The 13,798-nt window shown below is 69.3% G+C and carries 14 protein-coding genes; 11 read left to right on the plus strand and 3 right to left on the minus strand.

What is annotated here, in order from left to right; translation table 11 throughout:
• Window positions 1–24 precede the first annotated feature (24 nt).
• Window positions 25–1,134 (minus strand): PDDEXK nuclease domain-containing protein, encoded by a 1,110-nt coding sequence (locus tag ACSYDW_RS06265; RefSeq protein ID WP_438337850.1) that lies wholly within the window; start codon window positions 1,132–1,134, stop codon window positions 25–27.
• Window positions 1,135–1,341: 207 nt separating this feature from the next.
• Here ACSYDW_RS06265 and ACSYDW_RS06270 point away from each other — a divergent pair, with 207 nt between their 5' ends.
• From ACSYDW_RS06270 to ACSYDW_RS06310, 9 genes are all read left to right on the plus strand, one after another.
• Window positions 1,342–2,538 (plus strand): 4-hydroxybenzoate 3-monooxygenase, encoded by a 1,197-nt coding sequence (locus ACSYDW_RS06270; protein WP_438337851.1) that lies wholly within the window; start codon window positions 1,342–1,344, stop codon window positions 2,536–2,538.
• Between the two features lie 164 nt (window positions 2,539–2,702).
• Window positions 2,703–3,452 carry a protocatechuate 3,4-dioxygenase subunit beta gene (gene pcaH, locus ACSYDW_RS06275; protein WP_438337954.1) on the plus strand — a complete coding sequence of 250 codons (750 nt, stop codon included), beginning with the start codon at window positions 2,703–2,705 and terminating at the stop codon, window positions 3,450–3,452.
• Complete coding sequence (gene pcaG, locus ACSYDW_RS06280; RefSeq protein WP_438337852.1) at window positions 3,452–4,030, plus strand: protocatechuate 3,4-dioxygenase subunit alpha; 579 nt, start codon at window positions 3,452–3,454, stop codon at window positions 4,028–4,030. The genes pcaH and pcaG overlap by 1 nt, the downstream gene beginning before the upstream one ends.
• A gap of 63 nt (window positions 4,031–4,093) precedes the next feature.
• Entirely contained in the window at window positions 4,094–5,491 is a 1,398-nt protein-coding gene (locus ACSYDW_RS06285) for a lyase family protein (protein WP_438337853.1), read from the plus strand.
• On the plus strand, window positions 5,488–6,327 hold the full coding sequence (locus ACSYDW_RS06290) for an alpha/beta fold hydrolase (protein WP_438337854.1): 840 nt from the start codon (window positions 5,488–5,490) through the stop codon (window positions 6,325–6,327). Before ACSYDW_RS06285 ends, ACSYDW_RS06290 begins: the two co-directional genes overlap by 4 nt.
• A complete protein-coding gene (gene pcaC / locus ACSYDW_RS06295; protein WP_438337855.1) occupies window positions 6,324–6,722 on the plus strand; it encodes a 4-carboxymuconolactone decarboxylase in 399 nt (132 codons plus the stop codon). The genes ACSYDW_RS06290 and pcaC overlap by 4 nt, the downstream gene beginning before the upstream one ends.
• A 160-nt stretch (window positions 6,723–6,882) precedes the next feature.
• Window positions 6,883–7,413 (plus strand): DUF4822 domain-containing protein, encoded by a 531-nt coding sequence (locus ACSYDW_RS06300; RefSeq protein ID WP_438337856.1) that lies wholly within the window; start codon window positions 6,883–6,885, stop codon window positions 7,411–7,413.
• A 132-nt stretch (window positions 7,414–7,545) separates the two neighbouring features.
• The gene (locus ACSYDW_RS06305; protein WP_438337857.1) at window positions 7,546–8,352 is read left to right on the plus strand and encodes an ankyrin repeat domain-containing protein; all 807 of its coding nucleotides are present in this window, start codon (window positions 7,546–7,548) and stop codon (window positions 8,350–8,352) included.
• 79 nt (window positions 8,353–8,431) lie between these two features.
• Complete coding sequence (locus tag ACSYDW_RS06310) at window positions 8,432–9,391, plus strand: D-2-hydroxyacid dehydrogenase family protein (protein ID WP_438337858.1); 960 nt, start codon at window positions 8,432–8,434, stop codon at window positions 9,389–9,391.
• 20 nt (window positions 9,392–9,411) lie between these two features.
• On the opposite strand, the gene ACSYDW_RS06315 is transcribed toward ACSYDW_RS06310, so the two are convergent.
• Window positions 9,412–9,783: a winged helix-turn-helix transcriptional regulator gene (locus ACSYDW_RS06315; protein WP_438337859.1), complete on the minus strand. Its 372-nt coding sequence runs from the start codon at window positions 9,781–9,783 to the stop codon at window positions 9,412–9,414.
• 103 nt (window positions 9,784–9,886) lie between these two features.
• Here ACSYDW_RS06315 and ACSYDW_RS06320 point away from each other — a divergent pair, with 103 nt between their 5' ends.
• Both ACSYDW_RS06320 and ACSYDW_RS06325 read left to right on the plus strand, forming a co-directional pair.
• Window positions 9,887–10,765, plus strand: a complete 879-nt coding sequence (locus ACSYDW_RS06320) for an SDR family oxidoreductase (protein ID WP_438337860.1) — start codon at window positions 9,887–9,889, stop codon at window positions 10,763–10,765.
• Window positions 10,766–10,854: 89 nt separating this feature from the next.
• Window positions 10,855–11,448, plus strand: a complete 594-nt coding sequence (locus ACSYDW_RS06325) for a GNAT family N-acetyltransferase (RefSeq protein WP_438337861.1) — start codon at window positions 10,855–10,857, stop codon at window positions 11,446–11,448.
• Between the two features lie 22 nt (window positions 11,449–11,470).
• Here the strand turns inward: ACSYDW_RS06325 and ACSYDW_RS06330 are convergent, their stop codons facing one another.
• Window positions 11,471–13,789, minus strand: coding sequence for a helix-turn-helix transcriptional regulator (locus ACSYDW_RS06330; protein WP_438337862.1), 2,319 nt, complete (start codon window positions 13,787–13,789; stop codon window positions 11,471–11,473).
• Between the last annotated feature and the right edge of the window lie 9 nt (window positions 13,790–13,798).

A 13,798-nucleotide genomic window follows, 5' to 3' on the forward strand; every position in this document is an offset into this window, starting at 1 on the left:
TAGCGGTGCATGATTCTTCAAGCCCTAAAAAGCTCCCAGCGCGAGTTCCGTCGAGTTGCAGCGTTTCCTACTGAGTCGATGTTGGATTCGTGGCGGAACCCGGAGTCGCTTCCGTCCCGTCCAAGGCTGCGGCGAGATCCTCGGCGTCGGGGAGTGCCTGTTGCTCCGCGGCAGGCAGCGTCTCGTAGGTATAGGTGGAAACGGCCATGGGGTGTTGGACTGGTTCAGCGCATACCTGACCGTGCGCTCGTTGCGGCTGCCGCAGATCAGGATACCCACGGTTGGCGCATGGGCAGCCCGGCGCAGCTGGTCATCGACCAGGGCGATGTAGAACTGGAGCTTGCCTGCGAACTCGGGTTGGAACTTCCCGGTCTTGAGCTCGATGACCACATAGCGCAGCTGCTCCACGTGGAAGAACAGCAAGTCGAGATGGAAGTCATCACCGTCCACCTCGAAATGGACCTGCCGGCCGACGAACGCGAATCCGGGGCCGAGTTCGCGCAGGGTCTCCACGATGCGGTCCATGAGGGCTTGCTCGAGGTCCCGCTCGTCAACCGCCCCGGCGAGGCCCAAAAATTCCAGGGCATAGGGGTCCTTGGCCATTTGCTGCACCAGTTCCGGCTCCGGTCTTGCGAGGTGTCGCTCGAAGTTGGACGGCGCAGCACCGGTCCGTTCGAGCGTGTTGTTCATGATCATGTTCATCAGGACGTTCCGGGACCAGCCGTGTTCCACGGCCGCACCGGCGTACCAATCGCGGGAACTCAGGGCGAGGTTCTTGTCCAGCAGGACCCGGATGTGTCCCCACGGCAAATGTCCCACAGGCTGTGGGACATTTGGGTCCCAGTCCGGCCAGGCGGCTGCAAACGCGCGCATGTACTGCAGGTTGCTGCGGGACAGCCCTGTCATCTCCGGAAACTCCCGACGCAGGTCCTCCGCGAGTCTGGTGATGACGGAACTTCCCCACCCTTGGCGTTCCTGCTCTGCCAGGATCCGGTTCCCAATATTCCAGTACAGGTCGATGAGGGCGGTGTTCACGATCCGTTGGGCCTGCACGCGCGCCGAGCGGACGTGGTGCTTCAGGTCGGTGAGGAATTGGGCGTAGCCGTCGGGAACGGGGGAACCGTTTGTTGACATGGCCGCCAGCCTATCCTCCCTCACGTCCCGCAGGATGGCGCGGCCCGCGATCCTGTGGAGAACGTTGCCGGGCTCAGGTTGCGACCCCAAGCACCATCCATTCACGGAATTATCAATCAATAAGAACCTGCGCGCGTTCGAGGTGGTCGCCACCACACACTGGTTCGAGATTTCCGATTCCCGCCCAGAACCAAGGACCGGCCCTCCATGACCGCTGCCCGCACCATCCTCAAGACCCAGGTCGGCATCGTCGGCGGCGGCCCCGCCGGCCTGATGCTCTCCCACCTGCTCGCCAAGACCGGGATCGAGAACCTGGTCGTGGAAATGCGCGACCACGAGACGATCCGCAACACCCACCGGGCCGGCATCCTCGAAGCGCAGGCCGTGCAGATGCTGGCCGGATCCGATGTCAACGGCCGCGTGCTCTCCCACGGCGACGAGCACGCCGGGATCGACCTTCGCTTCAACGGCGAATCGCACCCGCTGGACTTCACCGAACTGGTGGACGCCACCGTCACGCTCTACGCCCAGAACGAGGTCTTCGTCGACCTGGCCGCGGCCCGCGAGCGCGACGGCGGCGACGTGCGTTTCTCCGCAGAGGTCACCGAGCTGCTGGACCTTGAGACCGACACCCCGAAATTCCGCTTCACCGACGCCGCGGGCACCGAGTTCGAGGTGCACTGCGACGTGCTCGTGGGCGCCGACGGATCGCGTTCCTCCTGCCGCCGGCAGATCCCGGAGACCAACCGGCAGGACTTCACCATCGAGTACCCGTTCGCCTGGTTCGGCATACTCACCGAGGCCCCGAAGTCCGCACCCGAACTCATCTACGCGAACTCCCCGCACGGATTCGCGCTGATCTCCCAGCGTTCCGAAACCGTCCAGCGCATGTACTTCCAGTGCGACCCCAACGAGGACACCAACAACTGGTCCGAGGACCGCATCTGGACCGAACTACAGCGCCGCGTCGACGGGCCCGACGGCTTCGAGCTCAAGACCGGCCCGATCTTCGACAAGAGCGTGCTGAAGTTCCGCTCGTTCGTGCGCGAACCGCTCTCCCACGGCCGGCTCTTCCTGGTCGGCGACGCCGGGCACACCGTCCCGCCCACCGGCGCCAAGGGTCTGAACCTCGCCTTCGCCGACGTCAAGGTCCTCTTCGAGGCAATCGACTCCTTCTACGCCACCCGGAACGACGCGCTGTTGCACGGCTACTCGGACACCGCACTCAAGCGCGTGTGGAAGGCACAGAACTTCTCCTACTGGATGACCTCCATGCTGCACACCCCGGTGGGCGGGGACCCGTTCATGGCCAAGCGCGCGCTGGGCGAACTTGAGACAGTGACCTCCTCGCGCTTCGGGCAGCAATACCTGGCCGAGTCCTACACCGGCTGGCCGCACTCCTGAGGCCCGCCGGCCCCGCACCGCATCCGCCCCACCACACACTTCACCGAAAGGAGCCGTCCGTGAACACCGACACCGCCCTCGAAACGGCCGCCGGCGCCGCACCCGAGTCGCGCGAAACCACCCACGCGCTTGACCCCGCGGCAACCGCCGACTCGCAGGAGTCCATCAGCGCCGAGATCGCCGACATCCACACCGCCTACCGCCAGTCGGTCATCGACGGCAAGCGCGCCGAGACGCAGCCGCGCATCGACTTCGCACCGTACCGTTCCTCGCTGCTGCGCCACCCCACCAAGTCGCTGCACCACACGGACCCGGAAACCATCGAGCTGCACTCCCCCGCCTTCGGCGAGCGCGACGTGCACGCCCTGGAATCGGATTTGACCATCCAGCACCACGGCGACCCGATCGGCGAGCGCATCGTGGTGGCCGGGCGCGTACTCGACGGCGACGGCCGCCCGGTCGCCGGGCAGCTGGTCGAGATCTGGCAGGCCAACGCCGCCGGCCGCTACATCCACAAACGCGACCAGCACCCGGCACCGATCGACCCGAACTTCACCGGGGTGGGCCGCGCCATCACCGGGCCGAACGGCGAGTACCGCTTCACCACCATCAAGCCGGCGCCGTACCCGTGGAAGAACCACCACAACGCCTGGCGCCCGGCGCACATCCACTTCTCGCTCTTCGGCACCGACTTCACCCAGCGCATGATCACCCAGATGTACTTCCCGGGCGACCCGCTGTTCTCCCTGGACCCCATCTACCAGGCGATCACGGACCAGGAAGCCCGCGACCGCTTGGTGGCCACCTACGACCACTCAATCACCAGCCACGAATGGGCCACCGGCTACAACTGGGACATCGTGCTCACCGGGTCCAACCGCACCTGGATGGAAGACGAAGAGGGAGAGAACTAATGTCGAATGCCCCAGCACTGAAGCTCACCCCGACCCCTGGGCAGACCATCGGCCCGTTCTACGGCTACGCGCTGCCCTTCGAGAAGGACAACGAGCTGGTCAACCAGGCCCGCCCCGGTTCCATCCGCCTGCACGGGGTCGTCACAGACGGGAACGGCGCGGTCATCCCCGACGCCCTGGTGGAAATCTGGCAGGCCGACGAGGCCGGCAACGTCGTCTCCCAGGACGGTTCGCTGGATCGCGACGGCTACACCTTCACCGGCTGGGGCCGCACCGCGGTGGACAACGTCGGGCACTACACCTTCACCACGCTGAACCCCGGGGCCGCCGAGCCCGGCAAGGCCCCGTTCATCATGCTCACGGTCTTCGCCCGCGGGCTGCTGAACCGGCTGTTCACCCGCATCTACCTGCCGGAGGACACGCAAGCGCTGGCCAACGACCCGCTGCTGGCCTCACTGCCGGCGGACCGACGCCGGACGCTGGTCGCCACCCGCGAGTCCGACGGGTCGCTGCGCTTCGATGTGTCGCTGCAGGGAGAGCACGAGACGGTCTTCCTCTCCTACCCCCGAGAATCGTAGCCACCCCATCAATCCCCCACACGTTCCCCACCTCACTCCCCACCGAAGGGACAACCCCACCCCATGCAGCAGCCCGACTTCGGCCTCCTGAACCCCGTCTGGTCCGCGACGCCCGCCGCGGAAGCCGCCTCCGACGCGGCCTTCGTGCAGGCCATGCTGGATGTCGAGGCCGCGTGGGCGCGCGTCCAGGCCAATGCCGGCCTCTGCACCGGCCAGGACGCCGCGGCCATCACCGCGATCGCGCGTGCCGAACTCTACGACCCGGCCGCGCTGGCCCGACGCGTACCTGACGGCGCCAACGCACTGATCCCGCTGCTGGGCATGGTGCGCACGCAGCTTGCCCCTTCCGGAGCACCGACCTCGGCGAGCGCGGCACTTCACCGGGGGGCCACCAGCCAGGACGTGATAGACAGTGCCCTGCAGCTGATGGCTGCCCGAACCCGCACGCTGGTCCTAGCCGATGCGCGCCGCACCGGCACCGCGCTCGCCCGGCTGGCCACAGAACACGCCATGACCCCGGCCGTCGCACGCTCGTTGACCCAGCATGCGCTGCCCACAACGTTCGGGCTGCGTGCGGCGAACTGGCTTGCCGCGCTCACCGCATCCGCCCGCCGGCTCGAACAGCTCTCCCTGCCCGTGCAGTGGGGCGGCGCCGCCGGCACCCTGGCATCCCTGAAGCAGCACCTCGGCGAACTGCACCCGCGGGCCACGGGCGCCGAACTCGACGCGAAAGTCCACGCGCTCACCACGGACCTTGCCGCAGAACTCGGGCTCGCGGACCCCGTCGCACCGTGGCATACCAACCGCACCCCTGTGGTGGAACTCGGTTCCACGCTCGGCGCGCTCGTCGCGGCACTCGGTTCCATGGGCGCCGACGTGCTCACCGCCTCCCGCCCGGAGATCGCGGAGGTCTCCGAACCGCGAAGCGAGGGCACCGGCGTTTCCTCGGCCATGCCGCAGAAACAGAACCCCGTGCTCTCGGTGCTGCTGCGCAACGCCGCACTCGCCGCACCGGCGCAGGTGTCTTCCCTCTTCCTGGCGGCCGGCACCGCCGTGGACGAACGCCCGGACGGCGGCTGGCACACCGAATGGGCCGCCCTGCGCGAACTGCTCCGGCTTGCCGGGGGCGCCACCGCACACGCGGCAACGCTCACCGAGGGCCTGCGGGTCCACCCGGACGCGCTGGCCCGGAACACGTCACTGTCCGGGGACCTGCTGCTCTCCGAACGCATCTCTGCGGTGCTGGCCCCACGCCTGGGCAAGGAGCGGATCCAATCGCTGGTGCGCTCCTCGCTGGAGACCGGGGAACCACTGCGATCCCTGTTGCGCGCCGCGCTGCCCGCCGGGGACTTCTACGACGCCGGCCTGGACTCGCTGCTTGACCCCGGCGAATACCTGGGTGCCACGGGCAGCATCATCAACCGCATCTGCGCCGACTTCACCACCTGGAAGGAATCATGAGCATCCCCGTGCTGACCCCGTCCCTGTTCCACGCCGCACCGCAATTGCCGACGCTCATTCTGGGCCCCTCACTGGGCACCGCGGCCCTGGCGCTCTGGGGCCCGGCGGTCCCCCACCTCAGGGACCACTTCCAGCTCGTGGCCTGGGACCTGCCCGGCCACGGGGAATCCGCGCCGTCCACCGAGCCCTTCTCCATGGGAGAGCTGGCCGCGGGTGTCATCTCGATGATCCGGGCACTGCGCGTCGACGGCGTCATCGCGGATGATTCAACATTCCTCTATGCCGGCGTTTCCATCGGCGGCGCCACGGCGCTGCAGCTGGCCACGGACTTCCCGGGCAACTTCGCCGGGCTGGCGGTCATCTGCTCGGCGGCCAAGATCGGCACCCCGGAGGGCTGGGCCGAGCGCGCCGAACTCGTCGCCAGGGCCGGCACCCCCGTGGTGATGACCGGCTCGGCCGAGCGCTGGTTCGCCCCCGGCTTCATCGAGGCACACCCGGTGGCCGCCACCAACCTGCTGCACAACTTGCAGGACGCCGACCGCTTCTCCTACGTCCACGCCTGCGGCGCGCTGGGAGGCTTCGACGTGCGCGAGGCCCTCGGCGGCATGAACGACCCGATCCTGGCGATCGCCGGGGCCCATGATGCGGTGTGCCCGCCGGCCGATGCAGCGTTCATCGCCGCGCACGCACCCGGCGCCCGTGCCGCGGTCATCGAATCCGTCGCGCACCTGGCCCCTGCCGAGGACCCCGCGGCAACCGCCGCCCTGCTCGTTGAATTCTTCACCGCCGTTTCACCTTCACCCGCCGCCCACTTTTCCCAGGAGAACCCCGCATGACCGATTCCCCGCGCCGGCCCGGCGACACGTACGATGCCGGACTCGAGGTCCGCAAACAGGTCCTCGGCACCGACCACGTCGCCCGCGCCACCGCGAACTCCACCGACTTCACCGACGAGTTCCAGGAAATGATCACCCGCTTCGCCTGGGGCACCATCTGGACCCGCGACGGGCTGCCGCGCAGCACCCGCAGCGCCATCACGCTGACCGCGCTGATCGCCGGCGGCTACTGGGAGGAGCTGGAAATGCACGTGCACGCAGCCCTGCGCAACGGCATGAGCGCGGAGGAGATCAAGGAGGTCTTCCTGCAGTCGGCCATCTACTGCTCGGTGCCCGCGGCAAACACCGCGTTCAAGATCGGACAGAAGGTGCTCGCCGAATACGACGCCGCCTAGAACCGGGCGGCAGGGGCGGGCGCACGAACCGGCACTCCCCCAATCGGCTATTTTTTGGTGGCCGCCCACCCGATGCCCGCGTCACGGGCCGGCGGGAAGGATGGAACCATCCCCTTCGGGGGAAGGCAATCCATGTTCCACACAGCCCAGAGGAAACACCATGACGCACCGTTCCACGTTCACCCGCACCCTGACCGCCATCGGCTCAGCCGCCCTGGCCGTGGGCCTGCTGGCAGCCTGCAGCAGCCCGGCGACCACTACCAATTCCTCCGCGGCCGCCACAGGGTCCGCGGCCACCGAATCCGCCGCGCAGCCCCCATCCCAGGTGCTTTCCTCGACAGCGTGGGAGACCACCGGCGCCGTGGACCAGGACGGCAACAAGGTCGAACTGGCCGACGAGCGCGCCGCGAACTTCGTCGGCTTCGCCTACTTCAAGGACAACGGCACCTTCACCATGTACACCGTGGATGACAACCCCAAGATGCAGGGCGACTGGAGCGTGACCCCTGACGGCAAGACCCGCCACATCGTCGCCAAGGACGATGCAGGCAAGGAACTCTTCCAGCGCGACTCGCAGATCACCACGCTGACCGGCGCGGAGTTCACCTACCGCGTGCCGTCGCAGGACACCGAGGGCAACTACGTGGACATCATCCACACCCCCACCACCCACGCCGAACCCGCCAAGTAGCACCCGCCGTCCGGACGGCGGCCCTGCCCATCCGGGGCCGCCGCCCGGCACGATCGGGCCTTCCGTGCGACGATCGAGACAGCGCACGGACAAGCAGCACCGAAAACCTCACCGGCACGCCCAAGGAACCCCATGATCCCCCGCACCACGGCACGCATCCCCAGCACCTCCCGCGCTGCGCTCCTCATGGCGTTGACGGCCGGGCTGGTCCTCACCGGATGTACCGCAGCGCCCCCGACCGGCCCCACGCCAACCACCTCGGCCGCGGCGGCATCGTCATCGGTGGCCTCGCCGCCTGTAGCATCGTCCCCGACCGCATCAACGCCGGAAGGAACCATCATGACCAACGCCCAGGCCACCGAGGCATTGTCCGCCGCGATCGACTCCCGGGACCCGGACGCCGCAGCCCGGGCCGTGGCCGCCGGCGCCGACCTCGAGGTCCGGGACGCCGCCGGCGCCACGGCGCTGGTGAGGGCCACCAAGAACCAGGACACCGCCGTGGCCCTGCTGCTCATCGACGCCGGGGCAGACGTCAACGCCAAGGACAACATCGAGGACTCGGCCTACCTCTACGCCGGGGCCGAGGGACTCAACGGGATCCTCAAGGCAACCCTGTCCCACGGCGCCGACGTGCGCAGCACCAACCGCTACGGAGGGACGGCGCTGATCCCGGCCAGCGAACACGGCCACACCGAAACCATCAAGCTGCTGCTGGCCGCCGGGGTTCCCGTCGACCACATCAACAACCTCGGCTGGACGGCCCTGCACGAGGCCATCACCCTGGGCGACGGCGGGCCGGACCAGGTCGAGGCGGTCCGGCTCCTGCTCGAGGGCGGCGCCGACCCCACGATCCCCGACGGCAACGGCACCTCCCCGCGCGAACTCGCCGAGGGCCACGGCTACACCCGCATCGTCGAGGTACTGGATTCATACCTGTAGCCCGGCAACGGCATCCGCCGGGCCGTCATGAAACGGCCCGATCCCGAACCGTACGCGGCCAAGCTCCTAGGATGAAGCAATGCGCACAGCGATCCTCGACGACTACCAGCAGGCCGCCCGCTCCCTGGCCGACTGGGACTCGCTGCCCGGGCAGGCAACGTTCTTCACGGACTTCCTCGGGCATGACGACGACGCCGTCTGCCGCGCCCTGCAGGACTTCGACGTCATCGTGGCAATGCGCGAACGCACGCCGTTCACCGCCCGCAGGCTGCGGAACCTGCCGAACCTCAAGCTGCTTGTCACAACCGGCATGCGCAACGCGTCGATCGACCTGGCCGCGGCGCGGGAGTTGGGCATCACCGTGTGCGGCACCGCGGGAAGCCCGACGGCCGCCGCCGAACACACCTGGGCGCTGATCCTGGCAGCTGCCCGACGCCTCGACGTTGAACTTTTCGCATCCTCCCGGCCGCGTACCGCCTCCCGGCCGTGGCAGCAGACCCTCGGCACCGGGCTCTCGGGAAAGACGCTCGGCGTCTACGGCCTGGGCAACCTCGGCAGCCAGGTAGCCCGCATCGGGCAGGCCTTCGGCATGCGGGTCATCGCCCACAGCCGGAACCTGACGCCGGAGCGCGCCGCCGAGGTCGGCGTCGAACGGGTGGACCGTGACAGGCTTTTCGCCGAGAGCGACGTGCTCTCCATCCACCTGAAACTCTCCGAACGCACTACCCAAGTTGTCGGCGCCGGCCAGCTGGCATTGATGAAACCCGGCTCGATCCTGGTCAACACCTCGCGCAGCGCGATCATCGACGAGGATGCGCTGGTGGCTGCCCTCGGCACCGGTGCCCCGTTGCTGGCAGCCCTTGACGTCTTCGACGTCGAGCCGCTGCCGGAGGACCACCGCCTGTTGCAGGTCCCCGGGGTGATTGCCACCCCGCACTTGGGCTACGTCACCGAGGACCAGTTCCGGGTTTTCTACACCGGTGCGGTCGAGGACATCGCCGCGTGGTCGGCCGGGACACCGGTGAACGTCTTGGCCTGAGCCGGCGTTCCGGAGCGGACCTACCCGTTGACGATGTCGTCGGCGTGCTCGCTGATCCAGCGGACCAACGGCAGCAGTTGTTGCACCAATCCTTGTCCCAGCTCAGTGAGGCTGTAGTCGACGCGCGGCGGAATCACGGGCTGGGCCTCGCGGTGGATGAAACCGTCGGATTCCAAGGTCTTCAGCGTCTGCGCAAGCATCTTTTCGCTGATTCCCTCGGCCCGGCGCCGCAATTCGCTCCAGCGCAGCGGACCTTTCTCCAGCGACACGAGGATCAGGACACCCCACTTGCTTGTGACGTGGTCGAGGACGACCCGGCTCGGGCAACCGGCCTCGAAAACCGCTGGCGGGGCCTGGCGTTCCGGGGCCTGGGGGCTGGGTGCTGGCGACATGGAAGTAGCTTACTTTAAAGTGCGTACTCTCTTTTGGGAAGTAATCGAATCGATGCCCGGTTGTGATGGGAAGAAGTTCAGTTCATCCTCGAAAGGAATACCCATGACCATCCTCGTGACAGGTGCCACCGGCCAGCTCGGCCGACTCGTCGTCGAATCCCTGCTGGAGCGCAACGTCCCCGCAGGGCAGATCGTGGCGGCGGGCCGAAACACCGCCAAGCTCAAGGAACTTGCCGGGCTGGGCGTCCAGATCCGTGCGATCGACTTCTCCGACCCGGTCTCCCTGCGCGAGGCGATGGCCGGCGTCGAAAAGGTGCTGCTGGTCTCCGGCAACGAACCGGGCCCGCAGCGGTTGCCCCAGCATCTGAACGTCATCGAGGCCGCCAAGGATGCCGGCGTCGAGTTGCTGGCCTACACCAGCATCGCCAACGCGGACACCAGCACGCTGGCCCTGGCCGTCGACCACCAGGCGACGGAGCATGCGCTGCGCGACTCCGGCGTCCCCTTCACCATGCTGCGCAACGGCTGGTACCTGGAAAACTACACGGACCAGCTCGGAAGCTACCTGAAGCACGGTTCGGTCTTCGGCAGCGCGGGCGAGGGGCGGCTCAGCGCCGCGACCCGGGCGGACCTGGCCGAGGCGGCCGCGGCGATCCTGCTGGCCGACGGCCAGGCAGGCACCGTCCACGAGCTGGGTGGCGAGGCGATGTCCCTGGAGGACCTGGCCCGCGAGGTCGGCGCCGCGACAGGCCAGCAGGTGACCTACCAGGACCTGGCGGAGGAGGACTTCGCCCGGCTGCTGGCGGGAGCCGGGATGCCCGAACCCTTCGCCCGGATCCTTGCCGACAGCGACCGCGGCATCTCCCGCGGCGAACTCCTGGTGCAGGGCAACGACCTGGCGGATGCCCTCGGGCGCCCCGCGACAACGCTTGCCGAGGCCGTCCGGGCGGCAGCGGGCAAGCTGGCTCCGCAGGACGCCTGAGCGCCGCTGCCGCGCTCGGCGCGGGCCGGCCCCGACACTGGCCCGCACCGATGCTGGCCCGCACCGGCGCCCGGAGGCAGAATGGGTCAATGACCCAGAACGCCCCGGGCGCCACATGGCAGACCCACCCCGTCACCCCGGACCGGTTCGAGGACTTCGCGGACGTCGTCAACCCGACGCGGCGGGACACCCATTGCTGGTGCCTGTCCCACCGCCTGGGCGCCAGCGACATCGAGGAACTCGGCCACGGCATCCGCGAGGAAGCCATGCGCAGGCTCTGCGAGCGCGACAACCCTCCCGGGGTTATCACCTACCACGACGGTGTTCCTCTGGGATGGTGCAGCATCGGCCCGCGCTCCGAGATCCCGCGCCTGGCGGCCTCGAAACTCATCAGGCCGGTGGACGAGGTGCCGGTGTGGAGCATCATCTGCGTGGTGGTGCGCAGCGGGCACCGCAGGCAGGGCGTCACCGACCAACTGCTCGAGGGGGCCGTCCGCTATGCGGCATCCCGCGGGGCGCCGGCCGTCGAGGCACACCCCGTGGACCCGGAGGGGCGCATGGACACCACGATGGCGTTCGTCGGAACCCGCGCCATGTTCGAGCGCGCCGGGTTCCGCGTCATCGGGACGACCGACGCGGTGGCAAGCCGGATGCCCCGGCTAGCCATGCGCCGCGAGCTCTGACCCGGGTTACCCGCCCCCGGGGTCAGAGCCCCCAGGACCGCGCGTTCTCCAGCGCCTGCTCCATGTCCGAGGCCTCCAGCTTCCGGTAGAGGCTGCGCATCTGGGACTTCACGGTGTTCTCCGAGCGGAACCCGGCCTCGGCGATCTGGCGCCGGGTCATGCCCTCGCGCAGTTGCCGCAGCACCTCCTGCTCGCGCACGCTGAGCACCGGGCGCCGCGGCAGCGTCGCGGGTGCCTGGTCCAGCACGATGCCGAGCAGCCGGAGCTCCTCCGGCGCCAGGTCCAGGGACCCGCCCACCTGTGACCATCCCGGCACCATGCCCAGGATCGCGAGGTCGTAGAGCACCCCGGTGTCCCGGTGCAGCACCCGCATGCGCCGCAGGATCTCCGGCGTCGGGCCCTGCGGGTTGCGTGCGGCAAGCTCCAGGTACAGCGCCACGTTGCCCCCGCGCCGCAGGCCCCCGGTGTGCCCGAGGTCCTGCAGGGCGGCAAGCGCCGCGTCGGGTGCGCCGTTGAGCAGGTGCCCGAGCGCCAGCACCATCGGGTCCCGGGCGTCGTCCCCGGCCCCTGTCTGCAGGCTGCCGCGTTCGAGGATCTCGGCGAAGAGCAGGATGTCATCGAGCATCCGCCGGGCCAGGGGTGCGGCTGCCGCGTGCCGGCGCTCCCGGCGCAGCGCGGCGACCTGGGCCCGCGCCGCGTCGAAGTTCCCGGCGTTGACGGCCCGCAGCACCAGCAGGTGCGCATGCACGGACCAGAACTCGTCGTTGTCGGGCTGGGGCGGCAGCGCCGCCACTGCCTCGTCGAACGCGGGGTAGTCGAGCCCGGAGAGCGCCAGGTAGGCCTTGGCCATCAGCACGCAGCGCCCCACCATGGCCTTTCCCCAGCCGACCTCGCCGATCGCCGCATCGTGCGCCCGCAGCCAGTGCCGCGCCGCGACGGCGTCGCCGTCCAGGATCTCCATGAGGGCCAGCTTGCCGGCCGTGTCCGCGAGCAGGAACGGGCGGCCGGAGACCTGCGCCCAGTGGAAGCCCCGTTCGCAGGCACGGCGGGCCGCGTCGTCGTGCCCTGCCAGGTACAGGGAAATGCCGGCTTGCAATTCGACAAGCGCCGCAAGGGTCGGGTTGATCCGCTGGGCGTCCAGGGCGCGGTGCAGCACCCCGCGGAGTCGTTCGGCGGCTGCCGCGGCCTCCGGGTAGAGCCCGGCGGTGCGCAGGTGGAGCACCTGGAGCACGCCCACGGTCAGGGCGTGGGTGTTGGGCCTGGCGTAAAGGCGCTCCGCGTCGCGGTGCAGGCGCAGCGCCGTCTGGTTTGTGGCGTACTCCGGCTCGAACCCCGGCAGCTGCAGGGCCACGCCCTGCGCATCCACCTGCCCGAGCAGCTGCATCCCGATGCCCATGTACTCGGTCTGCCGGGCCAGGAAACGCGGGACCCTGGCCACCAGCGCGCCCAGTTGGCGCGGGCCGTCGAGGAAGATGTCCGCCCAGTGCTCGAGCAGCAGGTTCAGCAGCGCGGGCCAGCTGCGGCGCGCCACGGCCGAGTCCACTGCCTCGCGCACCCCGTGGGTCGCGGCCACGGCGTTGATGGCTGCCTGTTCCAGGGCCGCGACGGATTCGGGCCCGCGCATGGTGGTCCGTTCCACCAGCACCCGCCGCACCATCGCCGGCATCATCCAGCCGCCCAGGCCGTCCTCACGCACCAGGCCCGCCTCCGCGAGTTCCTCCAGGGTGTGCGCCACGGGCGAGACCTCGCCGTAGAAGGACTCCACCGTGCGCGCGTCGAACACCGGCAGGAAGCCGGCCCGGGAGAGCGAGCCGTCGGGGTCGCGGTGGGCCAGCCAGACCGCCAGGCCGGTGCGGATGATGTGCTGGGCCTGGGTGTGGGTGCCGGGGTCCGCGGCCAGCGCCCGGGCGGCATCGAGCCAGCCGCCGGAGAGCTCGTGGATGCGGCGGGCCTCCTCCTGGTTCGGGCGCGTCGGGGATCCGAGCAGGCCGGCGGTCTCCCCGGCATCCAGCAAGAGGTCGCGGTGGCGGGCCACCAGGCAGGGGGTGCGGGAGGCCAGGTCCCAGAGGGCGGCATCCGGCGCCAGGATGACGGCCAGGTGCAACCCGGCATCGGCGCGCAGCCGGCCCAACAGCAGCTCGACCTCGGCCGGTGCGTCGATTCCGTTGCCGGACCAGTCGAGCACCTCCCCCGGCCTGTCGCCGATCCACGAGCGGGCAAAGCTGGTGCGGCCGGTGCCGGCCGCGGAGCGGATGAACAGCAGCCGGCTGCTTCCGTCGTCCCACGCCAGGAATCGTGCCACGGCCGGGTGGTTGGCCTGCCGGCCGGATGCGTCCCCCACGCCGCCCCC

Source organism: Paeniglutamicibacter selenitireducens, assembly GCF_051550675.1.
GTDB lineage: Bacteria > Actinomycetota > Actinomycetes > Actinomycetales > Micrococcaceae > Paeniglutamicibacter.